The 25,646-nt window shown below is 60.6% G+C and carries 29 protein-coding genes; 15 read left to right on the top strand and 14 right to left on the bottom strand.

Annotated features, from left to right (window positions below; all coding sequences use genetic code 11):
• Positions 1-53 precede the first annotated feature (53 nt).
• A complete protein-coding gene (locus IEX36_RS11160; RefSeq protein ID WP_188759371.1) occupies positions 54-1,058 on the bottom strand; it encodes a zinc-dependent alcohol dehydrogenase family protein in 1,005 nt (334 codons plus the stop codon).
• A gap of 187 nt (positions 1,059-1,245) precedes the next feature.
• On the opposite strand from IEX36_RS11160, the gene gatB reads away from it, so the two are divergent.
• The 4 genes from gatB to IEX36_RS11140 all read left to right on the top strand — a co-directional run bounded on the left by gatB (position 1,246) and on the right by IEX36_RS11140 (position 5,157).
• Positions 1,246-2,724, top strand: coding sequence for an Asp-tRNA(Asn)/Glu-tRNA(Gln) amidotransferase subunit GatB (gene gatB, locus IEX36_RS11155; RefSeq protein WP_188759370.1), 1,479 nt, complete (start codon positions 1,246-1,248; stop codon positions 2,722-2,724).
• A 204-nt stretch (positions 2,725-2,928) separates the two neighbouring features.
• Positions 2,929-4,461 (top strand): hypothetical protein, encoded by a 1,533-nt coding sequence (locus IEX36_RS11150; protein WP_229668892.1) that lies wholly within the window; start codon positions 2,929-2,931, stop codon positions 4,459-4,461.
• Positions 4,462-4,526: 65 nt separating this feature from the next.
• Entirely contained in the window at positions 4,527-4,769 is a 243-nt protein-coding gene (locus IEX36_RS11145; protein WP_188760016.1) for a DUF6496 domain-containing protein, read from the top strand.
• Between the two features lie 16 nt (positions 4,770-4,785).
• Positions 4,786-5,157: a cupin domain-containing protein gene (locus IEX36_RS11140; RefSeq protein WP_229668891.1), complete on the top strand. Its 372-nt coding sequence runs from the start codon at positions 4,786-4,788 to the stop codon at positions 5,155-5,157.
• Here the strand turns inward: IEX36_RS11140 and IEX36_RS11135 are convergent, their stop codons facing one another.
• Together IEX36_RS11135 and serA are read right to left on the bottom strand one after the other, a co-directional pair.
• Positions 5,158-5,472 (bottom strand): FmdB family zinc ribbon protein, encoded by a 315-nt coding sequence (locus tag IEX36_RS11135; RefSeq protein WP_188759369.1) that lies wholly within the window; start codon positions 5,470-5,472, stop codon positions 5,158-5,160.
• Positions 5,473-5,534: 62 nt separating this feature from the next.
• The gene (gene serA / locus IEX36_RS11130; RefSeq protein ID WP_188759368.1) at positions 5,535-7,169 is read right to left on the bottom strand and encodes a phosphoglycerate dehydrogenase; all 1,635 of its coding nucleotides are present in this window, start codon (positions 7,167-7,169) and stop codon (positions 5,535-5,537) included.
• 237 nt (positions 7,170-7,406) lie between these two features.
• Between serA and IEX36_RS11125 the strand changes: the two genes are divergently transcribed.
• A complete protein-coding gene (locus IEX36_RS11125) occupies positions 7,407-7,616 on the top strand; it encodes a hypothetical protein (RefSeq protein WP_188759367.1) in 210 nt (69 codons plus the stop codon).
• A 457-nt stretch (positions 7,617-8,073) separates the two neighbouring features.
• On the top strand, positions 8,074-9,402 hold the full coding sequence (locus tag IEX36_RS11120; protein ID WP_188759366.1) for an acetamidase/formamidase family protein: 1,329 nt from the start codon (positions 8,074-8,076) through the stop codon (positions 9,400-9,402).
• A gap of 57 nt (positions 9,403-9,459) precedes the next feature.
• Here the strand turns inward: IEX36_RS11120 and IEX36_RS11115 are convergent, their stop codons facing one another.
• The 5 genes from IEX36_RS11115 to IEX36_RS11095 all read right to left on the bottom strand — a co-directional run bounded on the left by IEX36_RS11115 (position 9,460) and on the right by IEX36_RS11095 (position 12,728).
• Positions 9,460-9,678, bottom strand: coding sequence for a type II toxin-antitoxin system HicA family toxin (locus IEX36_RS11115; RefSeq protein WP_188759365.1), 219 nt, complete (start codon positions 9,676-9,678; stop codon positions 9,460-9,462).
• Positions 9,675-9,875, bottom strand: coding sequence for a type II toxin-antitoxin system HicB family antitoxin (locus IEX36_RS11110; RefSeq protein ID WP_188759364.1), 201 nt, complete (start codon positions 9,873-9,875; stop codon positions 9,675-9,677). The genes IEX36_RS11115 and IEX36_RS11110 overlap by 4 nt, the downstream gene beginning before the upstream one ends.
• 185 nt (positions 9,876-10,060) lie before the next feature.
• Complete coding sequence (locus IEX36_RS11105) at positions 10,061-11,242, bottom strand: pyridoxal-phosphate-dependent aminotransferase family protein (RefSeq protein WP_188759363.1); 1,182 nt, start codon at positions 11,240-11,242, stop codon at positions 10,061-10,063.
• An 86-nt stretch (positions 11,243-11,328) separates the two neighbouring features.
• A complete protein-coding gene (locus tag IEX36_RS11100; RefSeq protein ID WP_188759362.1) occupies positions 11,329-12,324 on the bottom strand; it encodes a hypothetical protein in 996 nt (331 codons plus the stop codon).
• A gap of 2 nt (positions 12,325-12,326) precedes the next feature.
• The gene (locus IEX36_RS11095; RefSeq protein WP_188759361.1) at positions 12,327-12,728 is read right to left on the bottom strand and encodes a PadR family transcriptional regulator; all 402 of its coding nucleotides are present in this window, start codon (positions 12,726-12,728) and stop codon (positions 12,327-12,329) included.
• Positions 12,729-12,817: 89 nt separating this feature from the next.
• Between IEX36_RS11095 and IEX36_RS11090 the strand changes: the two genes are divergently transcribed.
• Positions 12,818-13,285, top strand: a complete 468-nt coding sequence (locus tag IEX36_RS11090) for a GatB/YqeY domain-containing protein (protein WP_188759360.1) — start codon at positions 12,818-12,820, stop codon at positions 13,283-13,285.
• A 197-nt stretch (positions 13,286-13,482) separates the two neighbouring features.
• Positions 13,483-13,926 (top strand): lysozyme, encoded by a 444-nt coding sequence (locus IEX36_RS11085; RefSeq protein ID WP_188759359.1) that lies wholly within the window; start codon positions 13,483-13,485, stop codon positions 13,924-13,926.
• Here the strand turns inward: IEX36_RS11085 and IEX36_RS11080 are convergent.
• The 3 genes from IEX36_RS11080 to IEX36_RS11070 form a co-directional block, all read right to left on the bottom strand.
• Positions 13,923-14,390 (bottom strand): DUF1284 domain-containing protein, encoded by a 468-nt coding sequence (locus IEX36_RS11080; RefSeq protein ID WP_188759358.1) that lies wholly within the window; start codon positions 14,388-14,390, stop codon positions 13,923-13,925. The two genes, IEX36_RS11085 and IEX36_RS11080, sit on opposite strands and share 4 nt — an antisense overlap.
• Entirely contained in the window at positions 14,387-14,965 is a 579-nt protein-coding gene (locus IEX36_RS11075; protein WP_188759357.1) for a biotin transporter BioY, read from the bottom strand. The genes IEX36_RS11080 and IEX36_RS11075 overlap by 4 nt, the downstream gene beginning before the upstream one ends.
• An 80-nt stretch (positions 14,966-15,045) precedes the next feature.
• A complete protein-coding gene (locus IEX36_RS11070) occupies positions 15,046-16,875 on the bottom strand; it encodes a TonB-dependent receptor plug domain-containing protein (protein WP_229668890.1) in 1,830 nt (609 codons plus the stop codon).
• Positions 16,876-16,977: 102 nt separating this feature from the next.
• Here IEX36_RS11070 and IEX36_RS11065 point away from each other — a divergent pair, with 102 nt between their 5' ends.
• Positions 16,978-17,433: a MarR family winged helix-turn-helix transcriptional regulator gene (locus IEX36_RS11065; protein ID WP_229668889.1), complete on the top strand. Its 456-nt coding sequence runs from the start codon at positions 16,978-16,980 to the stop codon at positions 17,431-17,433.
• Positions 17,434-17,523: 90 nt separating this feature from the next.
• On the opposite strand, the gene IEX36_RS11060 is transcribed toward IEX36_RS11065, so the two are convergent.
• Complete coding sequence (locus IEX36_RS11060) at positions 17,524-18,219, bottom strand: ribonuclease HI family protein (RefSeq protein ID WP_188759356.1); 696 nt, start codon at positions 18,217-18,219, stop codon at positions 17,524-17,526.
• Between the two features lie 228 nt (positions 18,220-18,447).
• On the opposite strand from IEX36_RS11060, the gene IEX36_RS11055 reads away from it, so the two are divergent.
• The 4 genes from IEX36_RS11055 to IEX36_RS11040 all read left to right on the top strand — a co-directional run bounded on the left by IEX36_RS11055 (position 18,448) and on the right by IEX36_RS11040 (position 21,978).
• Positions 18,448-19,104: an RNA polymerase sigma factor gene (locus IEX36_RS11055; RefSeq protein ID WP_308422297.1), complete on the top strand. Its 657-nt coding sequence runs from the start codon at positions 18,448-18,450 to the stop codon at positions 19,102-19,104.
• Positions 19,105-19,128: 24 nt separating this feature from the next.
• Entirely contained in the window at positions 19,129-20,166 is a 1,038-nt protein-coding gene (locus IEX36_RS11050; protein WP_229668888.1) for a HEAT repeat domain-containing protein, read from the top strand.
• Positions 20,167-20,192: 26 nt separating this feature from the next.
• Positions 20,193-21,158, top strand: coding sequence for a S1C family serine protease (locus tag IEX36_RS11045; protein ID WP_188759355.1), 966 nt, complete (start codon positions 20,193-20,195; stop codon positions 21,156-21,158).
• Between the two features lie 226 nt (positions 21,159-21,384).
• A complete protein-coding gene (locus IEX36_RS11040) occupies positions 21,385-21,978 on the top strand; it encodes a Maf family protein (RefSeq protein WP_188759354.1) in 594 nt (197 codons plus the stop codon).
• A 115-nt stretch (positions 21,979-22,093) separates the two neighbouring features.
• Here the strand turns inward: IEX36_RS11040 and IEX36_RS11035 are convergent, their stop codons facing one another.
• Entirely contained in the window at positions 22,094-23,227 is a 1,134-nt protein-coding gene (locus IEX36_RS11035) for a M20 family metallopeptidase (protein ID WP_229668887.1), read from the bottom strand.
• A 151-nt stretch (positions 23,228-23,378) separates the two neighbouring features.
• Between IEX36_RS11035 and lpxC the strand changes: the two genes are divergently transcribed.
• Both lpxC and folK read left to right on the top strand, forming a co-directional pair.
• Positions 23,379-24,272: a UDP-3-O-acyl-N-acetylglucosamine deacetylase gene (gene lpxC, locus IEX36_RS11030; RefSeq protein WP_188759353.1), complete on the top strand. Its 894-nt coding sequence runs from the start codon at positions 23,379-23,381 to the stop codon at positions 24,270-24,272.
• Between the two features lie 120 nt (positions 24,273-24,392).
• The gene (gene folK, locus IEX36_RS11025; RefSeq protein WP_229668886.1) at positions 24,393-24,899 is read left to right on the top strand and encodes a 2-amino-4-hydroxy-6-hydroxymethyldihydropteridine diphosphokinase; all 507 of its coding nucleotides are present in this window, start codon (positions 24,393-24,395) and stop codon (positions 24,897-24,899) included.
• Between the two features lie 59 nt (positions 24,900-24,958).
• Here the strand turns inward: folK and IEX36_RS11020 are convergent, their stop codons facing one another.
• Positions 24,959-25,558: a DUF4230 domain-containing protein gene (locus IEX36_RS11020; protein WP_229668885.1), complete on the bottom strand. Its 600-nt coding sequence runs from the start codon at positions 25,556-25,558 to the stop codon at positions 24,959-24,961.
• Between the last annotated feature and the right edge of the window lie 88 nt (positions 25,559-25,646).

Genomic DNA, 25,646 nt, shown 5'->3' with positions numbered 1-25,646 from the left:
CAGGAGACGGCTTGCAACTGTGGCCGTCTCCCGGCAGTTTGGGTGTGCAGGATTTACACCGTGACGACGATCTTTCCAATCTGCTGGTTCGACTCCATATAGCTGTGAGCGTCGACGATCTCTGAGAGGTGGAAGCGTCGCTGGTCGATGCGTGGCTTGAAGTCGCCGTTCGCAAGATGGTCGAAGACATACTGCCGCGCCCGCGCAGTCCATTCAGGATTTGCAGCGATTTCAAACAGAGTGTAACCGCGGATTGTGAGTTGTTTGCTCAGTGCGGTGAAGAGCGGGTAGGGCGTTGGATCGCTGGCCAGCGCGCCGTATTCGATGATGAGACCACCCTGTGCCGTGGCGTCGGCAAGTGCTTCCAGGCCTTTGCCTGCGATTGGGTCGAATACGATGCGCGCACCCTTGCCGGTTGTGATTTCTTTAACGCGCGCGGCAAGGTCTTCTTCGTCGGTGACGATCACGTGGTCGGCTCCCAACGCAAGCAACTCGTCTTTTTTGGCGGAGGTGCGTGTTGTTGCAATGCTGATTCCGCCTTCGGCTTTCACCATCTCGATGGCTGCAATGCCTACGCTGCTGCTGGCTGCGGTAATCAGCACATAGTCGCCTTTGGCTACTTGTCCGATGCGGACCAATGCACCCCAGGCTGTGAGGTACTGCATCCAGATAGAGGTGCCTTCTTCGGGAGTGAGATTTGCTGGATATTCTGCGACGGCGTAGATGGGGACGATGGCTACCTCGCCGTAGACGCCGTATTTGTTGATGGGAAACGCGGGAATGGTGCTGGCGGTCTTTCCCAGCCATGCGCGGTCAACGCCTTCACCCACGGCTTCGACCGTTCCCGAGGCTTCATAGCCGTTGCCTGAAGGGAATGTTGGATCGACCAGGTATTGGCCTTTGCGGAACATCACTTCAGCGCGGTTGAGGCCGATGGCTCTTACGCGGAGGCGGACTTCGCCGGGACCCGGTTCGGGTAGAGGAAGCTCTTCAAGCTTGAGGACTTCAGGTCCTCCGGTCTGATGGAAGCGGACGATCTTTGCGGTTTGTTGTGACATAGGGAGACCTTTCAGTGACTGCGATGAAAGCAATTGAATTATGAGATGCTCGAATAGTTCGATAAGTACCGAACTATTTGTGTGCAGATGAGGGCGAGCGGGTTTGTCACTGTGCGCGTTTCGAGGGCAGTAGCGGGATTGCTTCTCCGTTCGCCTTTCGTGTGCGCTTGTTAGAATCAAACTGAATATGTCTACAGCTACAGCGCTTTCGCCGGAGATTTTTGCCAAGTACCAGCCTGTCATCGGGTTGGAGGTTCACGTTCAGCTTCTGACCGCTACCAAGGCCTTCTGTGGCTGCATCAATCAATACGGCGGCGAGCCGAACACGCATGTGTGCCCCGTCTGCCTGGGCCTGCCCGGTGCGCTGCCGGTGCTGAACCGTAAGGCTGTCGAATATGCTGTGCTGGCGGCGAAGGCGATCAACTGCCAGATCCGCGAGACGAGCATCTTCGCGCGTAAGAACTACTTCTATCCGGACTTGCCCAAGGGGTATCAGATCTCTCAGTTCGATAAACCTGTTGCTGAGCATGGTTGGATCGATGTTCCCGATGCCGAGGGCAAGAGAAAGCGCATCGGCGTGACGCGGTTGCACATGGAAGAGGACGCGGGCAAGAGCGTTCACGACGGCTTCGCCGATTCTGTCTCGAAGACCTACATCGACCTGAATCGCTGCGGCACGCCGCTGGTCGAGATCGTCAGCGAGCCGGACCTGCGCACGCCGGACGAGGCGTTCGAGTACCTCACGCGGCTTAAGGAGATTCTGCTCTATACCGGCGTGAGCGACTGCAACATGGAAGAGGGTTCGTTGCGCTGCGACGCTAACGTGAGCGTGATGCTGAAAGGCGCGGAGAGGTTTGGAACCAAGGCTGAGGTGAAGAACGTTAACAGCTTCCGCTATATCCGTTCAGCGCTTGAGTATGAGATTGAGCGACAAATCGGCATTCTCGAAGAGGGCGGCCGCGTTGTGCAGGAGTCGCGTCTGTGGAATAACGCTGAGGGGCGGACTTACTCGATGCGCTCGAAGGAGCAGGCGCACGACTATCGCTACTTTCCGGAGCCGGACCTGCCGCCACTGGTCGTCGGCGTCGAGTGGCAGGCTGAGATTTTGAAGGCGCTGCCTGAGCTGCCAGAGACGCGGCGCGCGCGCATGATTGCTGAGTATGACCTCTCCGCGCAGGATGCGGCTACGCTGACCGCGACACGCGAGTTTGCGGACCGCTTCGAGGTGGCAGCGAAGAAGGCGAAGAGCCCGAAGCGCGTTGCGGCGCTTTTGACGAGTGAGTTGACGATGCGCCTGCGCGCGGCGGAGCTTGAGCCGGAGCAGTCGCCGGTCTCGATGGATGGCGTTGTGATGGCCGCCGATCTCGCCGAGTCCGGCGAGCTTTCGAGCAAGATGCTCAAGCAACTACTCGATGCCTGCTTCGCCGAAGGCAAGGACTTCCCCGAGATCTACGAGCGCGACAAGCCGCAGCAGATATCTGATGCCGGCGCGATTGAGAAGATGATCGACGAGGTCATTGCTGCGAACCCGAAGCAGGTCGAACAGTATCGTGGCGGCAAGAAGACGGTTGCGGCGTTCTTCGTCGGTCAGGTGATGCGGCTATCGAAGGGACAGGCCAACCCCGCGCTGTTGAACGAACTAGTCGCGAAGAAACTGGATAGCTAAACTCAGAGGCTTAACACTGGTCGGCGCCGATACCACCGATTTAAGAACAAGGATCGGCCGCGGATGAGCGCGGATTGGCGCGAATAGAAGACAACTTTCATCTTTTATCCGCGTTCATTCCCGAAATCCGTGGTCGTTTTTTTCGGTGGTATCGGTGTAAATCGGTGTTAGGTTTTTCTGGTCGTGTTTAATGGAGCGATGCTGATGCGTCGTTCGTTGTCCAGGATGATCTGTCGCGGGGTGAGTGTGGGCGTTTTGCTGGGACTGATCGGCTGTCGAGGTGACGCGCCTTATGTTGTGCCTGAGTCGCCCATGCCTCCGAACACGGTGCTGCTGGCGCAGATGATGCGCGAGCTTTCTGCTACACCTGGATTCACCGATGCTTTGCTGAGCCAGTTGAACAACGGCGGCAAGCGCGGACCTACGCTCCTGACGCCTGCTTTGATGAAGCGGCTGCGTGAACTGATCCTTGGCAAAGACTGGCAAGGACTCGACCGTTTTCCCGGCTGGACGATGCGCGAGATCAATCCGACGGTCCGTGTAGTGGGACACGTCGCGGGCAAGAGCATTGCGCTGGAAAGTCTTGCAGCGCGCCATCCCGGTGCACCTGCGAGTGCCATGACACCAGAGCAGATGAAGAGCTACATCGATCTTGGCAGCTACTCGGCTGAGCATGCCGAGGCGATTAGCCTGGATGCGCCGTCGAAGCTTCCAGGGTTTACGACCGATGGCATTGTGACTGATCTTGGTGCTGGTGTCGTGCGTGGCGATGGGCCAAATCCAGAGCTTGCACCTGAGCATTCTGAAAGCCAGCGCTTAGCGTACGTTTTGAATCGTCTGAGTTTGAATGGTATGGAGGGATATGCTCCTGCTACGGTTACGATTTCGGGCAGCAGTGCAGGCTCTCCTGCGGACTTGATCTCTGCGCTGATGAAGACTGGTCACATGGTTACGGTGGTGGACGCGCGGTACTTCGCCAATTTCGGTCACTTCCACTACAAGGGGCAGGAAGTGATGATGCCCTTTTTTGTGAACTCGCAGATTGCCGTTCCGGGGACGAAGCGTCCGCTGCTGGTTCCGGTGAGCCATGCCGAATACGAGTGGAAGATTCGCGGGCCGAAGATCAATGCTGATGTGAGCTGGTATTTCGGTATCGATGGCAAAGCAGAGTTCCGTACGATGGACACGCTCGATCAGGCTTGGGTGCTTGGCCGCCATGCGCACACCTATGCCGGTGCGGATGCAGTTGAGGTGACGCGGCTGGCGGGATTGATGACAGTTGCGTATCTGCATCAGCACGCTGCGCGGCCTGAGCTCCCGTTCGGTGGCTACTATGCGTTGGGCGTTTGCCAGGACAGCGTGGCTGCGATTGAGAAGAAGATGACCGGGCAAGCGACGCTGTTTCCGAACACAGCGGATGATGCGCTCTTCAACGATCCGCGCGATGCCGAGGTCAATGCTTTGATGGCCGCAATACCAAAGGACCGCAATGGTGGCCATCCGGGGCCGGAACGTATCTTCGGGTCGCTGCCCACAACGGACCTTCACGCGATTACGATTCCGGGTCTTTCGGCTGATCTGATTGCCGTGCATAATGCGTGGCAGAACGACTCGCTCGAGCGGACGACTTCGTGGATAGAGAAGATCACCAAGCGCGCTCTGGGGGTGGCCGGGATCGTGCTTCTGGTAGGGCTTGCGCTTAGGAGAAGGCGCTCTCGTCGTTCGACGGAACAGTAATGTCTTGTGCGTGCGATGCAACTCGCTGATGCAGTCCGCCTCTCAAATGTGAGAGGTTATCTTCCATGGCAACCAAGAAGGCAGCTAAGAAATCATCGGCGAAGAAAAGTTCACCGAAGAAAAAATCGACACGGAAGTACAGTCCTGCAGCAGGCAAAAGCGTTGAGCGCGAGATGCATGAGATGAAAGAGGGCAAGCTGAGGAGCGGTCGCAGCGGCAAGAAAGTCACGAGTCGGAAGCAGGCGATCGCGATTGGCTTGTCTGAGGCGCGGAAGAAGGGCGCCAAAGTCCCCAAAAAGAAATCGTGAACATGAGAGTCCGGGCGTGACCTGTGGCATCCAAAGCTGCATGACCAGTGATGAAATTGTTCGACGGCCGCTTTTGAATGCAGTGATGAACGAACGCAGGGTTACGAGCGTCGATGTTCGAGAGATCGTGTTCCATAGAGGAATGCGGACTGGCAGACACTTTCATCCTTGCCCCGTACTCGGATACGTCGCTGAAGGTTCTGTCTTCTTTCAGAGAGAAGGTGGGCCTGTCGAGACCCTTCAAGCCGGAGATGCGTTTTACGAACCGGCTGGTACCGTGATCGAGCGCTTTGACAATGCATCCGATATCGAGCCCATGCGGTTTATTGCATACTATTTGCTCGATGGGAAACAGGATTTGATTCAGATGTTGTCCGAGAAGCAGTAACTACTTCTTGTCCGCGCTGGCAGTTGAGGTCGCTGCGGGAGCGGGCGACGCTGCGGTGGTACTGCTTGAGTCCGAGGCGGGCTTGGAAGATGAGTCTGCGGGCTTGCTTGCGCTCTCACTGGAGGATTTTGGTTTGGCATTGCCGTAGCCGTCGGCATACCAGCCTCCGCCCTTAAAGCTAACGGCGGGGGCGTGGAGCAGCTTTTCCAGCGTGCCGCCGCAGTGTGGGCAGACGGTGAGTGGGGCATCGGAGAACTTCTGGATCTTCTCCGTGCGGCGGTGACAGGCGGTGCATTCGTATTCGTAAAGCGGCATGGTTCTACTCTCTGGAGCGTGGATGAAGCGCGATGGTTTGCGCTTCATCCTTTGGGTTCAGGCTACAGTTTGCCGAGCTCGATCAGGCGGACGCTGGCGATGGCTTCCACCTTGCGCAGCGCTTCGAGAGCGGCGTTTGCCGTTGTCGTGGCTGGAGCGTCGATCTGCACGACGGCGAGCGCCTGTCCTTGCGGCACGCGCTGCTGGCGGTTGGCGACGGCGCGGCCCAGGGCGAAGTTGGCGATGTTCACCTGATGCTCGCCGAGGATCGTGCCGATGCGACCGATCACGCCGGGGACGTCGTGGTTGCGGATAGCGACCAGCGTGCCGTTGAGCGGGGCTTCGATGTCGATACCGTCGTGGGTGAGCAGGCGCGGTGAGGAGCCGTGCAATACCGTGCCCGATGCGCTGGTGTCGCCGTCGGAGGAGTGGAGGACGATCTTCAGCACCGAGCCTGCGCCGCCGGTGGTGAACTCCTTCTTGTCTTCCTGGATGCGGATACCGCGCTCGGCTGCGACTGCTGCAGCGTTGATGCGGTTGGCGTGGGTCGCGCCGTTCTCGTTGCCGTCGGAGCCTGAGAAGATGCCGGCGATGGCGGCGTTGCGGATAAGGTCGGTTTTGCCGGAGGCGATGCGTCCGCTGTAAGTGAGCTGGATGCTCTCGAGGTTGCCAGCCGTGGCGTGCGAGAGGAAGTGGCCGAGGCGCTCGGCCATCTCGATGTAGGGCGCGACCTCGACGTACTCCTCGTGCGTGAGGCTGGGCAGGTTGACGGCGTTCTGGACGACGCCGAGTTTGAGGTAGTCCGAGACCTGGCGGGCGAGCTGGATGCCGATGGCCTCCTGCGCCTCGTCGGTCGAACCGGCGATGTGCGGCGAGAGGATGACGTTGTCGAGCTCGAAGAAGGGCGAGTCCTTGAGCGGCTCCTTGTGGAAGACGTCGAGCGCAGCACCGCCGACGTGGCCGGACTTGATGGCCTCGGCCAGCGCCTCTTCAACGATCAGCTCGCCGCGGGCGCAGTTGATGATGCGGATGCCCTTCTTCATGATCTTGAGCGAGGTGGCGTTGATCATGCCCTCGGTCTGCGCGGTCAGGCCGACGTGGAGGGTGAGGTAGTCGGAGTCCTTGAAGATCTGGTCGATGGGGACGAGGGTGACGTTGTTCTCGCGCGCGACGACTGGGGCGATGAAGGGGTCGTAGCCGATGAGGTTCATGCCGAAGCTGGCGGCGCGGCGGGCGACCTCGAGGCCGATGCGGCCGAGGCCGACGATGCCGAGCGTCTTGCCGCGGAGCTCGCTGCCCTGGAGGGACTTCTTCTCCCACTTGCCGGCGTGCATGGTGGAGTTGGCGCGGGGGACGCTGCGGGCCATGGAGACCATGAGGCCGAGGGTGAGTTCGGCGACGGCGACGGCGTTGGCTCCGGGGGTGTTCATGACGACGATGCCGCGGTGGGTGGCTGCGGGGGTGTCGATGTTATCGACGCCGACGCCGGCGCGGCCGATGATGCGGAGCTTGGGGGCGGACTCGAGGAGCTGGGCGTCGACCTGGACGGCGGAGCGGACGACGAGGGCGTCGGCATCGGCGAGTTCGGTGGCGAGGCCGTTCTTGATCTGGTCGTGGGTGACGACCTGCCAGCCGGGTTCCTGCTGGAAGACGGCGAGAGTGGCGGGAGAGACTTTTTCGGCGAGGACGATCTTCATGGAGAGTTCGTTTTCCTGTTCCTGCTGCGGGTCCAGCATCGGGGCCGCACCGGGGCGGCGTTGGCGTCGGGAAGAACTGGAGATGTGCGAGTCTCCAGTTTAGCCGGTATCGCTGGCAAGGTGTTGGATGAGGTTGGACCCCCTCCCCCTGCTTTTTGCGCAAAGTCTTGATTTGGCGTGGGTTGGTTTTGGACTTCAGCTCCAGTTTCTCTTAAATGCTTTGATTTTTCGAGGCGCATGGCAGTAAAGTCTTCCGTTCATTTGGGTTATGAAATGGAAAAGCCCCGGGCCTGTGGCCTCGGGGCTTTTTATCTGTACTTCTTTATTTTAGCGGATGACGGAAAACTAAACCGCCAGGTTGGGCGGAAAAATCTTTGTGGTGGAAGTGGTTTGATTGGTTTCGGTTGGCGGTTTTGCGAGTGGATTTGTGTGATTTTGGGGGCTTGACAAGAATTTGTGGCGCGGGGGATTTGGGTCGTTTCGCCCTGTGGGCTTCACTCCGGCCCTTCGACTTTGCTCAGGGCAGAGCGGTAACGACTTTCGGCGTGGCGTTTATTGGCACACGTAAACGTGTGCCCTTCCGCTGTGGAGAATTTTTGCGGCGGTTGTAAGAGATGTGCGAACGCGTGCTCTTTCACCGATTGAGTTTTCGGCGCGACTGAAGTCGCGCCCCTTCAAAACAACTATTTTTCAGCACCCTCTGAAGCCCTTTTTTTGTGGCTGGTTTGTTGCCCGGACTGAAGTCCGGGCCTATCTCAGAAGCAACGACAACGACAAAAACAATGTTGGTTTTTCGAGCGGCTAAGGTAGTTCTGGGAACCTTTGTGATGACCGGGCGTAGAGTTCTCTGTGCTGCAATCACTCAATCTCTCTGGTGCGAGGCGAAGATATGCGAGCTGGATACATGCGGGCAAAGGTTCTTGCGGGATGTGTGTTGGTGATCTCTGCGCTTTCGGCGCAGGCGTGGGCTTACCAGGCAAATGATGCGGCGCGGGATTTGACGGGGAGGTGGTTCATTACGGCGGACTGGTATGGCACGCCGCGGTATATGAATCTGGATCTCGCGCAGAATGGCGACAAACTTACCGGCAAGTTCAACGGAAGCGCGCTTGAAGGTACGGTGAGCGGCAGTGCGGTGCACTATGTGGCGAAGGATGGTCAGGGCGCTTCGCAGGAGACACAGGCCGTGCTCGAGAACGGTGCGCTGACGGGCACGATGACGTGGACTGCGCCGGGCGATACGCCTGTTGTGGTGAAGTTCACGGCGATGATTGTTCCGAAGCGGCCTACAGGGCCTGCGCAGGTGCATGAGTTTACCCCGACGGTGTTTTACCGGCAGTTCTCGGCGCTGAACAAGCCAGTGCTGACGGTGGCTCCTGGAGACACGATTCATACGTGGACGGTGGATGCGGGCGGCACCGATGCGCAGGGTGTGAGGCGTGTGATGGGCGGGAATCCGGAGACGGGGCCGTTTTATGTGGAGTCGGCGATGCCGGGGGACACGCTGGTGGTCCACATTAAGCGGCTGCGGCTGAATCGTGACTGGGCGGTGAGCGACGACGATATTGTGGAGAGCGCGACGAACAGCAATCTGGCGGTGAAGGTGAAGGACAACGGGAAGTCCGTGCGCTGGCATCTGGACCGCGAGAAGGGCGTGGCGTATCTGGAGACTCCGGGGGAGCATACGGCGCACTACACGGTGCCGCTGCGGCCGATGCTGGGATGCATTGCGGTGGCTCCGCCGCCTGCGGCTGCACCGCCGCCGACGGGCGACTCGGGTTCTTTTGGCGGCAACATGGACTTCAACGGGATGGTGGAGGGTGCGACGTTGTATCTGCCGGTGATGAATCCGGGCGCGCTCTTGTATTTCGGCGATGGGCACGCGATGCAGGGCGATGGCGAGCTGAATGGCAATGCGCTGGAGACGTCGATGGACGTGGAGATCACGGTGGATGTGATTCCGGGCAAGCGGATTGGCGGCCCGCGGGTGGAGACGGCGGACGAGATTGTGGCGATGGGGCTGGAGGGGTCGGTGGATGAGGCGCTGAAGTCGGCCACGTCGAGCATGGCGGACTGGCTGAGCGAAGATTACAAGCTGACGTCAGCGGAGGTTGCGGAGGTGCTGGGAACTTCGGCGGAGTACCACGTGAGCGAGGTGGCGGACAGGAACTCGGGCGTGGTGCTGAAGATTAAGAAGGAACGGTTGCAGGGGCTGGTGGCTGAGGCGAAGTGAGTCTGGCGATGAGCCTCGGGTGCGAGAAGGTCTGGTCGAGTGAAGGTTGCTCAGATACTAAAGGTCGCGTGGGGTGAGGCCCGTCTTCTTCGCTAGGCGCGCAAGCATCTTGGGGCCTATCTCATCTGAATCGTGAAAGGCCCAGGTGAAATTTTCATAGCCGGGCCGCGTCAGCTGCACGTGCGAGCTGCCCTTGATGAGGTGATGTTCAGACCAGCCGATGCGTAACAGCGCTTTATAAACCCGTTTGGCTTTGGAGCTGGGCCATTGGCTCATGCGGCAGCGAAGCCGATGTGGGTCGTCGTGGCGCTGTCTCGCTCGAGAGCGTCGGCGATGACGCGCAGGGCCAGGGCCTCAACTTTCGATTCGGCCTCACGTTTGGAGGCGCCATAGGCCATGACTCCGGGCAGCGATGGAATTTCGGCGATCCAGCGGCCGTCGTCTTCCTGCTCGAACTCGATCTCGTAGTTCATGGTGTCTCCCATAAGAGGGCTGAGTGGATCTAGTTTATATGACGGGTCTTGGGTGTGCTGTGAACGGTGCGGTGCGGAGAACAAACAGATTCCTTCGCTACGCTGCGGAATGGAAATGCAAGGAAGGATGAGGTGTTTAGGAGAGCCACGCCCTTTGTGTTGAGCATGGCTCTCTGTGTTTGGAGCTACTTGACGCGGTCGGCGAAGACTTTTTGTGCGGCGATGAGGCCTTTGCCGAACTCGAAGTTGGGCAAGGGCAGCTTCGCGGATGCGATGACCTGCTCGAGTGCGCCGATGATGGCGATCGTGTCCAGGTAGTCGAAGAAGCCGATGTGCGCGATGCGGAAGAGATGGCCCTTCATCTCGCCCTGGCCGTCGGTGACGATGGCGGCGAACTTCGTCTTCAGACCTTTGACGAGGATGCCGGAGTCGGTGCCCTCGGGCGGCAGGATGGCCGTGGCTGCTGCGGCTTCGTAGCCTTTGGGCGCGAAGAGCTTCAGGCCCATCGCTTCGACGGCTGCACGAGTCATGGCGGCGCAGGTTTCGGCGTTGTCGACGAGCTTCTTGCGGCCTTCGGCGAGATTGCCCTCGGCCTGGCCGGCGATGTAGTCGAGCGATGCGCCGAGTGCGGCGATCAGCGAGACCGGCGGCGTGTAGGCGGATTCGCCCTTCGCGGCGTTCTTGCGCTCCTTGCGGAGGTCGAAGTAGTAGCGCGGGTTGTAGGTGGACTCCATGCGGTCCCAGGCGCGCTGCGAGATGGCGATGTAGCTGAGGCCGGGAGGCATCATGACGGCTTTCTGTGAGCCGCCGATGAGGACATCGACGCCCCAGGCGTCCATGTCGAGGTGCGTGGTGCCGAGGCCGGTGATGGCGTCGACTACGAGCAGCGCCTCGGATTTTTCGTCCCTGAGCAGCTTTGCAATGGCCTGCACGTCGTGGCGGACGGCGGTCGAGGACTCGGTGGCCTGGACGAAGACGGCGCGGGTTTCGAGCTTGAGCGCGGCTTTGACTTCGGCGAGGTCGAAGGTCTGGCCGTAGGGCTTCTCTATGACATCGACGTGGCAGCCGAAGGCCTTGGTGAGGGCGCTCCAGCGCTCGCCGAACTTGCCGGCGGTGAGGACGAGGACGCGGTCGCCGGGGCTGGTGAGGTTGGAGACGGCGGCCTCCATGGCTCCGGTGCCCGAACTGGAGAGGATGATGACGTCGTTCTTGGTGCCGACGAAGTCCTTGAGCTGGGAGAGAACGCGGGTGAAGAGCGCACGGAACTCCGGCGTGCGGTGGTGAATGTCGGCGGCTGCCATGGCGAACTGGGCGGCAGGGAGCAGTGGCGTCGGGCCAGGAGTAAAGAGGCGTGTTTTCCGGATCATGGTTCTATTGTAGCGATTTTGTCGAGATGGCCTCATCGCGAGACGAACTGCGCCGCCTCGCGATGAGTTGCTGTGACGATGTGCTGCTACCAGATGGCCGCGAATCCGGGCTGTTTGCCTGTGCGCGAGCGGACAGCCTGCCAGAGATCCCAGACAAGCTTGATAGAGGCGATGGCGATCGCAATCTTGAAGCCGAGCGCGATGCCATCGTTGATGACTACAAGGGACTGGATGGTTTCAGTGGAGTTGGTGGGGACGAAGAACGGCTTCATCTGAAGCGCAATCGCAGGGATGCCGATGCCGAGCGCCTGCACGGCAAGCTGTATCCATGATCTCTGCGAGCGCAGACCCGGCGACAGCATCAGCCCTTTCAGGGTAGCCATGGCGATCAGCAGCGCTATGATCTGCCAGTAGAAGACGTGCCACTCCGGCGAGAGGCTGAAGGGCATCTGGTGCGTGTAGCGCGCGCCGGGACCGAGGATCAGGTAGGGATGGTCAGGCACGGCCAGCAGCCAGAGGATGGCTGCGATGCTGACGATCACGTCGGCGATGTCATGAAACAGGGACGGCGCTCTCTCGTCGCGCTTGAGCTTGGGCAGGTCGCGGACGCTCCAGTGCGGCATGCCGAATTTGGTTTTCTGCGTTTGTTGCAGATACTCGAAGACCGCGAAGCCGAGCGTCACGATCGCCCAGAAGATCAGCGCCACGGTCCAGAAGTGAGCGAGCGCGCCGGGAAGCTCCGACAGTGGCTGCCCCTGAAGCACGATTCGCACGGCTTCGATTGCGGCGTAGGCGAGCACCACGAGCGGGAAGCTCTTCTTAAGCGTGTACCAGTAGATGGGGAACATCGCCGGACCGATGAGCGAGTGCTGCGGCTGGTAGCGTGCCGCAACCATGATGGGCATCCCGTGGGCTTCGAGGATCTTTGCTGCCTCGTCTTCGGTGAGGGCGCGACCGAGTTGCTCTTCGCGGGCTTCGATCTCGGCGAGCAGGTTGGCGCGCAGCTCGGCGATGGTGTCCTGTCGTGTCCTGGCGGGAAGATGCTCGGCGATGGCTTGCAGGTAACGCTCAAGGATATCCATACTTATTCTCCTTTTCGGTCTGCGCTGGTGGTCTGGTTTGGGTCCCGGGTGAGGATCTGCTCGATGGCGCGGTTGATGCCTCTCCACTCGCTCAGGAGGTGTTCGAGCACCACCTCGCCTTGAGCGTTGAGCCGGTAGAAGCGCTTGTTGCGCTTGTCCTCTTCGCGCCACTGGCTGGTGAGCAGACCCTGCGATTCGAGGCGGCGGAGGAGCGGGTAGAGCGTGCTCTCTTCGATCTCGAGGCCGGTTTCGACCAGCGACTTGCGCAGAGTGTAGCCGTAGTGCTCGTCGCGTAACTGTGTCAGTACGGCCAGAACCAGGCAGCCGCGACGAAGCTCCAGCCGGAGGGAGTCGAAGAGCTCGCCCTGGGGCTGAGAGGGTGCGGGTTGGGAGGTCGGTGTCATACTGTATTGAACATACTGTATGATAAACAGTGTGTGATGTCAAGTATTGTTTGCCGGGAACTTATAATCATGCGTGGGCAGGTACATACATGGCGATTGGCGAGAAGGTGCAGGCGGATATTGTTGTCGCGATGAAGGCGCGCGAGGAGCACAAGCTGACGACGCTTCGGATGGTGAAGTCGGCGCTTAGAAATAAGGAGATTGATAAGCGGGCGGCGCTGACTGAAGCCGAAGAGGCACAGATACTGACGACGTTGATTAAGCAGCGGAAGGATTCGGCGGAGCAGTTTGCGAAGGGTGGGCGCGCGGAGCTGGCGGAGAAGGAGCTGGCCGAGATCAAGATGATTGAGGAGTATCTGCCGAAGGCTGTTGGAGAAGATGAGATTCGCGGCGTGGTGGCGGGTGTGATTGCGGGGATCGCTGCGGGCGGCTCGAAGCCGGGGCCGAAGGAGATGGGGTCGGTGATGAAGGCTGTGCAGCAGAAGATTGCCGCCGAAGGTTTGCGCGCCGATGGCCGGATGGTGAGTGAGATTGTGAAGGCCGAGCTGGCGAAGTAACCGGATTTTTGTCAAGAGCGCTGTTGGGCAGAAAGTTCGCCAAGATGCTGAATTGGCTCAGGATATTTTTGCCGCGAAGTTGGCGGTTTAGTTTTGGGCCGGTTGGTATTCTGGAAGGGTAAGGATTTTTAGGTGCAAAACGCAGGGAGAGACGCCGATGGCGGTCTCTCCCTTTTCGTTTGTGCGATGGAGGCGGGATGACGGAGTTGGGTTACGGTGCGGCGGGGATGGCTTTGACGAGGAGCTTCGAGGGGCTGAATCTCACGGCCTATGTGGACCAGCGTGGGGTTTGGACGGTTGGGTATGGGCATACCGGGACGGGAGTTCATGGGGGGATGACGATTACTACGGATGAGGCCGAGGCTCTGCTGGCGAGCGATATTGCCGGTGCGGTGGCTGGGGTGAATCGGCTGGTGACGCGGGTGGTGTCTCAGAACCAGTTCGACGCGCTGGTGGACTTTGCGTTCAACCTGGGTTGCGCGAGTCTGGCGCGTTCGACTCTGCTGCGGTGTGTGAATGATGGAGATTTTGCGGCGGCGGCGAAGGAGTTTTTGCTGTGGGACCATGTGCAGGGCCGCGTGGTGCCGGGGCTTCTGCGGCGGAGGCAGGCGGAGATGGAGTTGTTTGAGCGGGTGAACTAAGTACGCAGATGAATTCGATTCGTAGCGGCGGCAGTGTCTTTGTTAAGGAGACGGGTTCGCTGAAAGCAGTTGCTGACGATGTCGTCGCAGAGCGGTGACCACTGACAGCCGACGCAGGCTTTGCGGATTTGTCCTGCGGCGAAGGCTTTGCGCATGGTGTCCAGCATCTGCTGATCCAATTTAATTTGTGTTTTCGGTTGGATGGGCAGATGCAATAGATCGCCGAGCGCATCTGTTGCGTGGCGATCGCGGTCGGCGACGCTGGCATTGTTGCAGTGACAATCCGGCGTGGTGAGCAGTGGGGCGCAGAGGTCGTCCGGGCCTTCGACGATTTCGATGGTTTCGTTCCCGGCTGCGATGCGGCTGATTGCCGACTCGAAGTTCTGGACGAAGGCTGGATTGTAGCCTTCGCCCACGAAGGTCAGCATGCAGAGCAGATGGTGAGGGCGCAGACGGATTGTCATTGAGGCTTGTTCTGAAACCAGCGGCGCTTTTGCAATGGCAGAACGGTGGCTGTGGCGAGACCGGCTTTGGCGACGCCTCCTATCCAGAAAGGAAGGAAGCCTGCAAGGAATGCGTGCCGCCAGCCGAGGGTGATCGCCAGCCACATGACGCCGAGAACGAGGTTGATTGCGTTGCCTCCGAGCATGGACAGCAGCGATGGGACAAGACCGCGGTCGAGCTTGCGATCTGACAGCCATCCGACGAATGCGGCCGCGACGGGGAAGCTGAAGAGGTAGCCAGCGGTAGGGCCGAGGAAGACAGCCGCTCCACCGGCTCCGTGCGCCAGAACAGGCAGGCCCAAGGCTGCTTCGATGAGCCAGGCGATGACCGTTGCCGAGCCGAGACGCGCACCGAAGAGCGCGCCGATCACGATGACCGCGTAGGTCTGCATCGTGATTGGTATTGGTTGGATCGGTACGGATATCCAGGACGATGCGGTTAGAAAGAGCGTTCCGGCTACGACGCGGATGAGCTTTCCGGAGAGAGAGTCGATGCTTAGCGGAGATGCGGAGAGAGCGGCGGTCGCGTTTTGCATGGTTGCCTTTGTGCTGGTGAGGTTACGGCTGTCAGGATGTTTTTATCAAGTGAAGATGATCAAGATGCCACGGCACTTGGTTAGTGTTTTGGTGACCAGGTGAATTCGGCTCCGGCCATGATGGTGCGGCCTTGCATGGGGACGGCGGGGATCTCTTCGTAGCCGGTGTTCGACAGGTTGAGCAGGCGGACGTAGGGGCGGATGCGGCCTTCGTTGTGCGAGAGCGAGAGGTTCCAGAGTGGGTAGGCGGTTTTGGTTGTCTTCTGGATGACTATGAGCTGGTTTGAGATGGTGACGAGGTGGTGGATCTCGCCTGTCCAGAGCGCTTGCGCGGACTGGGCGGCGTAGTTGAAGGCGTAGAGGGAGATGAGTCCGGCGGGCGGCTGGCCTGCGCGGGCGGCGGTGTAGCCGAACTGGAGTTGCTGGTTGTCGGAGAGGCGGATGCGCGCGGTGGCTTCGGCTCCGGTGAAGTTGAAGTTCTGGACGTTGTTGGCTTGCCATTTAGCGTCGAGCGAGTACTTCGAGTAGTCGATGGTGTCTTTTTCCTGGAGGCGGAAGACGGTCGCGGAGAGTTTGAGGCGGCCGTTGTTGGGGGTCCAGTCGGCTCCGGCTTCGTAGCTCCAGGAGGACTCGGGCTTGAGGTTTGGGTTGCCGATGGTGGTGGGGTCGGAGTAGTAGAGGTCGAGGAAGGTGGGGATGCGGAAGCCGTGGCCTGCGCTGGCGCGTAGACGCACGGTGCTGGTGAGCGTGTATGCTGCGGCGACGTTCGGCGAGAAGACGTTGTAGCCGCCGGAGATGATCTCTTCGCGTCCGCCGATGGAGAGGGCGAAGCGGCCGAGGGAGCGGAGGGAGAGATTGGCGTAGCCTGCGCCTGCGTTGCGGGCGTGGATGCCGAGGTTGGTGGAGTGGATGCTGTCTCCGGAGGCTTCGAGGCCGTAGGAGAGCGTGGTGTTGGCGCCGATGGGGTCGGCGCGGCGGATGGCGGATTGCCATGCGGTGGTGACGTGGTTGTTCTCGTAGATCTGCGGCTGGCCGAGGAAGAGGACGAAGAGGTCGGTGTGGCGGCGGTATGCGTAGCTTGCGGCGGTGCGTGGGCCAAGCTGCTGCTGGATGCCGCCGAACCAGCCTTTGGTGCGCTCCCATGAGTCGTAGGGGCCGTAGAACTGGTTGGCGCCGTAGGGACGGTCGCTGGTGCCGAGGAGGATGTCGGTTGTGCCGGGGCGGGTGGTGAGCCAGGTTTCGGAGGCGATGGCGTTCGAGGAGTAGTTGCGGTCGAACATGAAGCCGTCGGAGGTGTCGCGGCTGGCGGTGAGCTGCTCGGCGAAGGACTTTGTTGCGTAGCTGCCGCTCAGGTGCGATTCGACGGAGCCGAAGTTGCCTCCGCCGACGCGGCCGGTGATGGCGATGTTGCTGGGGCGTGCGGTGATGAGGTTGACCGCGCCGCCAATGGCGTCGGAGCCGTAGAAGGTGCTGCCGGAGCCGTGGAGGACGTCGATGCGGCTGACGGCGTCGAGCGGGACCGGGATGTCCAGATTGAGGTGCGCGGTCTCGGGGTCGTTGATGTGGAAGCCGTTGAGCAGGATGAGGGACTGCTCGAAGGTGGTGCCGCGGATGGAGAGGTCGGCCTGGACGCCGTTGCCGGCGCGGGCCTGGAGGTTGAGGGAGGGATCGGTGCGGAGGACGTCGACGACGCTGTTGCTGAGGAAGGGTTGCGATGCGGGCTTGAGGATGTCGACGGAGCGGTTGCTCTCGGAGAAGGGCATGGGCTCGACTGTGGTGGTGACGGTGATGGATTGGGCTGTGGACTGCGCGGCGGGAGTCTGCGGTTGCTGTTGGTTTTGTTGCGCGACTGCGTGGGCGCAGAGGAGTGCGATGGGGAGGGCTGCGAGCGTTTTGATTCTGAGGGTCACAGGAAGATGATCGCGCGGATTTTAGGTTGGGTGGGGGTAGTTTTGTTCTATTGTAAGTAGTTGAATGGTTCAACTAAAGTTTGATGCGGAATGCAGAGGGCAATGATGCGCATTGAGCCGTTTTTGCGGCAGAGTCCGGTGTTTCAGGTGTCGCGTGCGGCGCGGCGGATGGAGGCTGCGCTGAATGCGGTTCTGCGCGAGGAGGAGCTGACGTTTTTTGAGTCGCTGGTGCTGGCGGCGGTGTTTTTTGAGAAGAAGGGTGTGAAGCCTTCGGCGCTGGCGGAGACGTTTCAGACGACGCGCGGGAATGTGAGCCATTGCGTGTCTTCGCTTGAGGCCAAAGGGTTGGTGCGGCGGAGGATTGACGCGGACGATGCGCGGGCGTTGCAGATTGTGCTGCTGCCTGCCGGGCGCAGGCGGGCGGTGCGCGTGGCGGGGATTCTGGACCGGATGCAGCGGCAGTTCGAAGAGACGGTTGGTGCGGCGAAGCTGGAAGGGATGCTGCGGCAACTGGGTGAGGTTGAGGAGCTGTGCTCGCGGCTGGCTTCTCCATCGTAATGATGGACGCGGCCACGGATTCGCACGGAAGAACGCGGATTCGAAGCACAGATAAAGATCCGTAAAATCCGTGTGAATCCGTGGTTGGTTTTACTCGCGGATGATTTTTACGAAGATGCCGTCGGGGAGGGTGGTTCCGCCGAGGATGTGGATGACGCCGTTTTTGGTGAAGCCGCGCAGCATCTGGCCTGATTCGGCGGGTTTGGCGTAAGGGTTGGGTGGGGTCTCGGATTTGGTGGGGTAGGGCGTGGCTTTCTGTGGGGCGGAGGTGCGCTTCATGCCGCGGTCCATGGCTTCGTTGGCGAGGCGGTCGGCGTCTTTGTTTTTGTGGCGGAGGGCGTGTGAGATCTCGAAGGCTTCGAGACGGGCGATGCGGTTGCGGGCCTCCTGCCAGAGGGGTTTGAGGTCGGGTGAGTTGACTTTGTACTTGCCCTGAATCTGCTTGACCATCAGCTCGGAGTCGGAGACGACGCGGAGGCGGGGGTGGTTGTGGTCGAGCGCGTACTGGAGGCAGGCGAGCAGGCCGGAGTACTCGGCGTAGTTGTTGGTGCGGATGCCGAGGAACTCTGATAGCTCGGCGAGGGTGGCGCCGTTGGCGTCCTGAATGAGCGCGCCGAAGCCGGCGGGGCCGGGGTTGCCGCGGGCGCCGCCATCGCAGTGGGCGCTGATCCAGACCGGGTTGTGGGCAGGGTTGCCGGCAGAGTTGTTTTGAGGCTGGGCGTCGGGTGCAACTTTGGTGGAAGATTCGGCGGAAAACAGACACGGAGATGAGGGATAAGGCGGCATTGGCACGAGTTTACCGGAATTTCACGCTTACCTTTTTCCACTGCAGGGGTCTATTCAAGTGCAAGAAGTTTTGCTGACCTCCGGAGTCAGAGTATGAACGTGGATGCTGTTGGGATGGACCTGAACGGGGAGCTGCGGCCGCCGCTCCCTACTGGTGCACGCGGGGCAAGGCCTGGCCCGTTTGCGATGGGACTATTGAACCGGACAGGGGTAGAATCAGTGCCAGCGATGGCAAAGGCGGCTACCCAGTCCCGAACAAGGAACGGAAGGCTCACGCAGGCGCAGTTGGATGCGCGCGCCCAGCAACGCACCGAAGACGACGAGTTGATACGCGCGGCCCAGAAGGGCGAGCGCGCCGCGTTCGATGCGCTGGTGAGACGGTATGACCAGTCGGTGCTGCGGCTGGCGCTGCATATGCTCGGCAACGAGCAGGATGCGCAGGATGTTCACCAGGAGGCGTTTATCAAGGCGTATCGCCACCTGGGCAACTTCCGGTTTGAGTGCTCGTTTTATACGTGGCTCTATCGGATTGTGACGAACCTTTGTCTGGACCAGTTGCGGAGGCGGAAGAGCCGCCGCGAAGATCCGGCGACGGTGTTGGATTCGAGCGGCGAGGAGATGGACCTGATGGCCAATATCTCCGACGAGCGCGCGATGGCGAACCCGGGCCGGGAGCTGGACAGAAAGTTGATGAGCGAGCAGATTGGCGCCGCTCTGAACAAGTTGACGCCACGCGAGCGGACCGTATTTGAGCTGAAGCACTACCAGGGGCTGAAGCTGCGGACGATCGGTGAGATGTTAAGCACGACGGAAGAGACGGCAAAGAACACGTTGTTCCGCGCCACGCGCAAGCTGCGGGCGAGCCTTGCAGAGTTGCATACGTAAAGCAGCGGGACAGCAGGGCTAGGAATGAGCAAGGAAACGGAGCGCAAGACTCCGGCGAAGGCAGTGGGACAAGTTTTGAGGCTGGTTGAGGTTAGGACGATGAAGTGTGACAAGGCGCAAGAGAATCTGGTCCTGATGCACTACGGCGAATTGCCGGATGAGTATGCGGTAGGCCTGGAGCAGCACCTGATAGGCTGCGAAGCTTGCCGCCGCGAGTGGGACGCCTTGCAGGCAATGGAGCAGCAGTTCGCGCTCCTGCCCATGGTGGAACCCTCTCCCAATCTGCTGGCGCAGGCGCGTGTGAGACTCGATGAGACTCTCGATACGATTCCGCCGCGCGGCATGTTTTCCCGAATCGCGACGAATTTTTTTGTGTGGGTAGGCCACGTGCGCAGCGCGCCTGCGCTGGCTACGCTGTTGCTGGGCGTGGGTTTTCTGACGGGTAATTTTACCTATAGATACCAGGTGGCGCATGCGCCGAAGGCCAGGCCCACGATGACGATCAGCCATCCGACGGATGCTGTGATTGCTAACATTACCGGGATTACGCAGACGCCGAACTCTGAGCTGGTGCAGGTGAGCTACAACAAGGTTGTGCCGGAGACGGTGGAAGGCTCGCTGGATAGCCCGGACATTCGTGAGTTGCTGTTGAAGGGGACGCGGTCGGCGGCGACGGATGGGGTCCGCGTGGACTCGGTGGCGCTGCTGGCGGGCGAGTGCAAGGCCGGGCATAACTGCAAGGGCGGCACGGACACGAACGGGATTCGCAATGCGCTGCTGGTCTCGATGCTGTATGACCAGGACCCGGGCGTGCGGCTGAAGGCGCTGGAGGGATTGCAGCCTTATGTGGCGCAGGACCTGCGCGTGAGGGACGCGATTGCTGAGGCGCTGTCGCGCGATCCGAGCGCTCAGGTGCGCGAGGCGGCGATTGAGACACTGGGGCCGGTGAAGGCTGACTCGACCGTGCGCCAGGTGCTCAGGACAGTTTCGACGACGGACGAGAATCCGTATATCCGCACGGCGTCGTACAACGCGCTCGAAGATACGGGCGACCTTCAGTAGGATTTAGCTGGGAGATTGCGAGAGAGATGAGCAGGAAACACCATCTGGCGCTCGGTGTATTGGCCATCGCGGCGGTGGTGTGCCTGCCTGCGTGCGTGTTCGCCGCGGCGGGTGTGGGCAGCGGGCATGGGAGCTCGTCGAGCAAGGTGACGCCGGGGTATCTGGGCATCGATGTTCGCGATGTGACCGATGACCAGGTGAAGCCGCTGAAGCTGAAAGAGGCGCGTGGCGCGGAGATTATTGACGTGGACCACGATGGCCCGGCCAGTAAGGCTGGGATACAACTGCATGATGTGGTCGTCGAAATGAATGGCCAGATGATCGATACGCAGGCGCAGTTGCGGAAGATGCTGCGTGAGATTCCTGCGGGGCGCATGGTCAGCTTCGTCATCAACAGGAATGGGCAGCAGCAGACGATCTCGGTGCAGATGGCTAACCGCGAGGAGGTTGAGCGCGAGGCGTGGCAGCAGCGTTATCGTGTGCCTGCTCCGGATACTGCACTGGCCAGCGGGTTCCTTCGGTCTGACGCGGCGAGCGCAGCCAGCGTGCCCGCCCCTGATGGACCGAAAGGACACAGGGACTTTCTCGGCATGACGATGATTTTGAGCTCGTCGTTTACGGGCGCGAAGCTTGAGGTGATGGGGCCGCAACTGGCAGAGTACTTCGGCGCGCAGGGCGCAGGTTTACTGGTACGCAGCGTCGACGCGGACAGCCCGGCCGACCAGGCGGGGATGAAGGCCGGGGACGTGGTCGTGCGGGTGAACCAGGTACCGGTGGCGAGCGGAACCGACTGGTCGAAGACGATTCGGGAGAATCGAGGAAAGCCGGTGTCGATTGTGGTGCTCAGGGACAAGCGCGAGCACACGTTGTCGCTGACTCCGGACTCGAAGAAACGCTCGAGCCTGCGGATGGGGAGCGGGATTGAGCAGTATCTGAACGGCGTGGAGAACGGCGTTGAAAGTGGTGTGGGGCGGCTGGTGGCGGAGCTGTAATCCACGTTCGAACAAATGCAAAAGCGAAAAAAGCAGGTCCTCCCGCTTGCGCGGAAGGATGACAGCTACTTTCTATTTCAAGAAGGATGACAATTCTTTTCTATTTCAATTTGTGCGTCTGGAAGATGTTGCATCAAGCGCAGTGGGTTGGCGCTACGCTGTCTGGCATGATTGGGCTCTTCACTAAGTTTTGCGGGAACGGTGTGTGTGCCGTAGTCTCGACTTCATGTTAATTCTTGCCTCTGCCTCGCCCCGGCGGCGCGAACTGATGGAGTTGGTGGGTGTTCCGTTCAGTGTCGAGGCCGCCAATTTGAATGAAGAGCTGCTGCCGCATGAGAGCGCCGCGGTCTACGTGCAGCGGCTGGCGGAAGAGAAGGCCCATGCCGTGTGGGCGCTGCGCAAGGACGCTGACGCGGAAGATGATCCGCTGATGGTGCTGGGGGCAGATACCTCGGTTGTGTGCGATGGGACGATTCTGGGCAAGCCTGCGAATGCCGCCGATGCCAGGCGGATGCTGGCGATGCTGAGTGGGCGCACGCATGTAGTGTTGACCGGGCTTGCTGCCGTGACGCGCAAGGGTGTGGCGCGCGCGGTTGAAGTCACGCATGTGACGTTCAACGTGGTGACGGATGCGGAGATTGCGGCGTATGTCGCGGGTGGCGAGCCGTTGGACAAGGCCGGAGCGTATGCGATTCAGGGCGGCGCGGCGCGGTGGATTCCGCGGATTGAGGGTTGCTACTTCAATGTGGTGGGGTTGCCGGTTGCCAGGACTGTTGCGCTGCTGGCGGAAGCGCGGGCTGGGTTAGGGAGCAGGGATTAGGAAAAGCAACAGCAACGGTAACGGCAACGACGACAGCAACGACAACGACACCAGCAGATTCCTCCCCCTTCGACAAGCTCAGGGTGCGGAATGGGAATGCAAAAGGGTGGCACTGCTAATCGATGGTGGCGATCATGGCGGCGAGCAGGGCTGTGCGTGGGACGAGGTGTTCGATGAGGATGCTTTCGTGGGTGGCGTGTGCGCCTTCGCCTACGGCTCCCATGCCGTCGAGTGTGGGGATGCCGAGGGCGGCGGTGAAGTTGCCGTCGGAGCCGCCGCCGGTGGCGGCTTCGTCGAGATGGAAGCCGAGTTCGGCGGCTAGTTTGCGCGCTTGTTTGAAGAGTGCGACGGTGCCGGGTTTGCGTTCCATCGGCGGGCGATTGATGCCGCCGGTGATGGTGAGCTTGCAGTGCGGGTCGGAGGGCTTGAGCTTGCGGAAGAGGCGCTCGATGTGGGCTGCGTCGTCGGCGCGCGCGATGCGGACATCGACTTCGGTGCAGGCCCTGGCTGCGACGACGTTTGAGCGGGTGCCTCCGGCGATGACGCCGCAGTTGACGGTGAGGTTGCGCTTGAGGTCGGTGAAGTTTGAGATGGTTTGAATCTGCTTGGAGAGTTCGAGGATGGCGGAGTGGCCGCGCTCGAAGTCGACGCCGGAGTGGGATGCGACGCCTGTGACCTCGACGTTGTAAAAGCCGACACCTTTGCGCGCTGTCTTGTAGGCGAGGCCCTGCGCGGGTTCGAGCACGAAGACGGCGGCGGATTTTTTTGCGAGGCGTTCGGTGATGAGACGCGAGAATGTGCTGCCGATCTCTTCGTCGCTGTTCAGGAGCAGCGTGACGTTGCGTTCCTGCTTCAGCTTTTTGAGGGCGGTGATGGCGGCGAGCGCCATGGTGACGCCGGCCTTCATGTCGAGCACGCCCGGGCCCCAGTAACGGCCGTTCGCTTCGCGCCAGGGCATCGTTTTGAGCGTGCCGAGTGGCCAGACTGTGTCGAGGTGGCCGAGGAGCAGGATGGGCTTTTGGCGGGATTGGGGTGTGAGGTTCAGCTCCAGCACATCGCCGAAGGCTTTGTGCTGATGGCGCCTGGCCTTGAAGCCGAGTGGGCGGGCGACGTCTTCGACCAGTGTTACGGCAGCGTTAACTGATTGCCGATCTTCGCTTGGTGATTCCTGCTCGACCAGCGCGCGCAGAGTAGTGCGCATCCAGGTACGCTGGGCTTCGACGGCTCCGAGGATGGCCTGCGGATTCACCTTTGCATGTTATAGCAGAGAAACAGGTTATGCATAGAGTTGCAGTGGAGAAAAGTGGTCAGTCCATCGTCGAAGTGTGGCATATTTGCCACATCGACATTTTATGAACGGACAGTAACCTTAAGGGGTTTGCTGTACGGAGCGGGAGTTTGTGGGACAGGAAGCTCATTTAGAGCGGACGATTCGGTCGGAGATTGAGTTTGCGGGTGTGGGCCTGCATAGCGGCGCTCCTGTCTCGATGCGGCTGGTTCCTGCGCCTGCGGGTTCAGGGATTGTCTTCCGGCGGACCGATCTGGACAACTTCGAGATACCTGCCAACGGGCGCAATGTCGCCAAGGTGAGCTATGCGACGAGTCTGATGCGCCAGAGTGTGCTGATCTCGACGACGGAACATCTGCTGTCGGCGCTGATTGGCTATGGCGTCGATAACGTGATTGTCGAGATCGACAATCTGGAGGTGCCGATTCTGGACGGGAGCGCGCTGCCTTATGTGCGGGCGTTTGAGTCGGTGGGGCTGAAGCAGCAGCGGCGCAAGCGCGAGTACCTGAAGATCCTGAGAGAGGTCGAGGTGCGCGAGGGGTCGAAGTTCATCGGGGTGTATCCGGGCGATGGGTATGGGATTGAGTATGCGATCGATTTTCCGGAGCCGATTGGAAGCGAGACTTTTTCGGGCGACCTGGCGACGGGGGACTATGTGAAGTGGATTGCTCCGGCCAGGACGTTTGGCTTCAAGGAAGATGAGCCGATGCTCAGGAACATGGGGCTGATTCGCGGGGTGTCGGACGATTGCGCGATTATTCTTTCGCGCAAAGGCGTGGAGAATGGGCCGCTGCGGTTTGCGGATGAGTTTGTGCGGCACAAGGTGCTGGACCTGATCGGCGACCTGGCGCTGGCGGGGCGGAGGATTCTGGGACGCGTGGTTGCCGAGCGTGCGGGCCATGCGATGCATACGGCGCTGGTGCAGCGGTTGATGCGCGATCGCTCGGCGTGGGAGCTGGCGCATGGGTACGACTATGTGGCCGAGCCTGAGCCGGTGGCTGTCTAAACGCTTTACTCGCACCGGATGAAGCGTAGACACTTGGGAGCAAGGACGAAATACAGGGGTCTCTCCACTGCGCAGCGCGATGAGGCCGCGCTGCTTCGGTCGAGATGACGTATCGCTGCTTTGAGCAGAATTGAAGGTATCTTTGGGGTGGATGTGACGCTGGCGGCGATTGCTCTTGGATCAAATCTGGATTCTGCGCTGGGTGGGCGCGAGGTGAATCTGCGTGAAGCGGTGCGGCGCGTGGGGGCTTTGGGTGAGGTGCGAGCGGTCTCGTCTTTCTACGATACGGAGCCGGTGGGGTATCGGGAGCAGCCGCGGTTTTTGAATGGCGCGCTGTTGCTGGCTACGGAGCTTGCGCCGGAAGCGTTGATGCGTGAGCTGCTCCGCGTGGAGCATGCGATGGGACGCGACAGAACAAGCGCTGTGCCGAAGGGGCCGCGTGTGATCGATCTCGATCTGCTGCTGTATGGAGATGTGGTGATGCGGACGGATGAGCTGACGCTGCCGCATCCTGCAATGCACGAGCGCGAGTTTGTGCTGCGGCCGCTGGCGGAGATTGCGGCTGAGATGCGGCATCCGGTGTTGAGAATGACTGTGCGCGAGATGCTGGAGAAGTTGGAAGCCTAGCGGCTCCAGCAATGCCAATAACTCACGATGGCTTCTTGAAGGGAAGCAGCTGTGTAGAGCTAATCGACTTCGACTTGCTGGAAGCCGAGGCCGTAGAGCAGTGTGGTGATGGTGGCGCGGGCGTTCTTGCGGGCGGCGTCGAGGATGCCGTCGGAGAGCGCGGATTGTTGGAGCTGCTGTTGCGCGCGGGCGCGGGTTTCGGATTCGAGGTTCTGGTCGGCTGCGACTAAGAGGCCGGTTGAGCGGGCGTAGACGCGCGTGTGCTGGTTGTCGATGCTGGTGACGAAGATCTCCGATGCGGGGAGAGCGACGCGGATGGCGCGGATGCCGTTGTTCGCCGTGATGCGGACGTCTTCGGGTTTGAGTTTTGAGAGATCGATGCCTGCGATGGACTGGCCGTGCACGACAAGGAGGATGCGGTCACCGGCGAGCAGGTCGGGGAGCACGGTTGAGGGCCTGGAGCCTTCGACGACGGTGTCGATGGAGTAGACGACAGTTTCGAGGCGGTTGAGGCGCTGGATTTTGTTGACGACCACGGGCACGGACATATTGAACGCGACTGGCCGCGAGGCGATGGCGTTGGCGATGCGCGCGGAGAAGCCGGTGCTGGCGTGGCGCAGGAAGACCGCCATCGTGAATGCGCCGAGAATGAGCGCCAAGAGAAATCCTAAGACGGAGCCTGAGCTGTGTCGGCCGGAGCGGTATTGAATGGTCATCGTCCCTGTTGGTCCCTGTTGAATCTCTGCG

The sequence above is a fragment of the Edaphobacter acidisoli genome, assembly GCF_014642855.1.
Lineage (GTDB): Bacteria > Acidobacteriota > Terriglobia > Terriglobales > Acidobacteriaceae > Edaphobacter > Edaphobacter acidisoli.
Note: the sequence above shows the minus strand (reverse complement) of the source record. Positions and strands in the feature narration are given on the sequence as shown.

Coding starts and splice junctions, on each gene's coding strand:
- IEX36_RS11160 (WP_188759371.1), bottom strand. CDS start 1,058: ATGTCACAACAAACCGCAAAGATCGTCCGCTTCCATCAGACCGGAGGA.
- gatB (WP_188759370.1), top strand. CDS start 1,246: ATGTCTACAGCTACAGCGCTTTCGCCGGAGATTTTTGCCAAGTACCAG.
- IEX36_RS11150 (WP_229668892.1), top strand. CDS start 2,929: ATGCGTCGTTCGTTGTCCAGGATGATCTGTCGCGGGGTGAGTGTGGGC.
- IEX36_RS11145 (WP_188760016.1), top strand. CDS start 4,527: ATGGCAACCAAGAAGGCAGCTAAGAAATCATCGGCGAAGAAAAGTTCA.
- IEX36_RS11135 (WP_188759369.1), bottom strand. CDS start 5,472: ATGCCGCTTTACGAATACGAATGCACCGCCTGTCACCGCCGCACGGAG.
- serA (WP_188759368.1), bottom strand. CDS start 7,169: ATGAAGATCGTCCTCGCCGAAAAAGTCTCTCCCGCCACTCTCGCCGTC.
- IEX36_RS11125 (WP_188759367.1), top strand. CDS start 7,407: ATGGCAGTAAAGTCTTCCGTTCATTTGGGTTATGAAATGGAAAAGCCC.
- IEX36_RS11120 (WP_188759366.1), top strand. CDS start 8,074: ATGCGGGCAAAGGTTCTTGCGGGATGTGTGTTGGTGATCTCTGCGCTT.
- IEX36_RS11115 (WP_188759365.1), bottom strand. CDS start 9,678: ATGAGCCAATGGCCCAGCTCCAAAGCCAAACGGGTTTATAAAGCGCTG.
- IEX36_RS11110 (WP_188759364.1), bottom strand. CDS start 9,875: ATGAACTACGAGATCGAGTTCGAGCAGGAAGACGACGGCCGCTGGATC.
- IEX36_RS11105 (WP_188759363.1), bottom strand. CDS start 11,242: ATGATCCGGAAAACACGCCTCTTTACTCCTGGCCCGACGCCACTGCTC.
- IEX36_RS11100 (WP_188759362.1), bottom strand. CDS start 12,324: ATGGATATCCTTGAGCGTTACCTGCAAGCCATCGCCGAGCATCTTCCC.
- IEX36_RS11095 (WP_188759361.1), bottom strand. CDS start 12,728: ATGACACCGACCTCCCAACCCGCACCCTCTCAGCCCCAGGGCGAGCTC.
- IEX36_RS11090 (WP_188759360.1), top strand. CDS start 12,818: ATGGCGATTGGCGAGAAGGTGCAGGCGGATATTGTTGTCGCGATGAAG.
- IEX36_RS11085 (WP_188759359.1), top strand. CDS start 13,483: ATGACGGAGTTGGGTTACGGTGCGGCGGGGATGGCTTTGACGAGGAGC.
- IEX36_RS11080 (WP_188759358.1), bottom strand. CDS start 14,390: ATGACAATCCGTCTGCGCCCTCACCATCTGCTCTGCATGCTGACCTTC.
- IEX36_RS11075 (WP_188759357.1), bottom strand. CDS start 14,965: ATGCAAAACGCGACCGCCGCTCTCTCCGCATCTCCGCTAAGCATCGAC.
- IEX36_RS11065 (WP_229668889.1), top strand. CDS start 16,978: ATGATGCGCATTGAGCCGTTTTTGCGGCAGAGTCCGGTGTTTCAGGTG.
- IEX36_RS11060 (WP_188759356.1), bottom strand. CDS start 18,219: ATGCCGCCTTATCCCTCATCTCCGTGTCTGTTTTCCGCCGAATCTTCC.
- IEX36_RS11055 (WP_308422297.1), top strand. CDS start 18,448: ATGGCAAAGGCGGCTACCCAGTCCCGAACAAGGAACGGAAGGCTCACG.
- IEX36_RS11050 (WP_229668888.1), top strand. CDS start 19,129: ATGAGCAAGGAAACGGAGCGCAAGACTCCGGCGAAGGCAGTGGGACAA.
- IEX36_RS11045 (WP_188759355.1), top strand. CDS start 20,193: ATGAGCAGGAAACACCATCTGGCGCTCGGTGTATTGGCCATCGCGGCG.
- IEX36_RS11040 (WP_188759354.1), top strand. CDS start 21,385: ATGTTAATTCTTGCCTCTGCCTCGCCCCGGCGGCGCGAACTGATGGAG.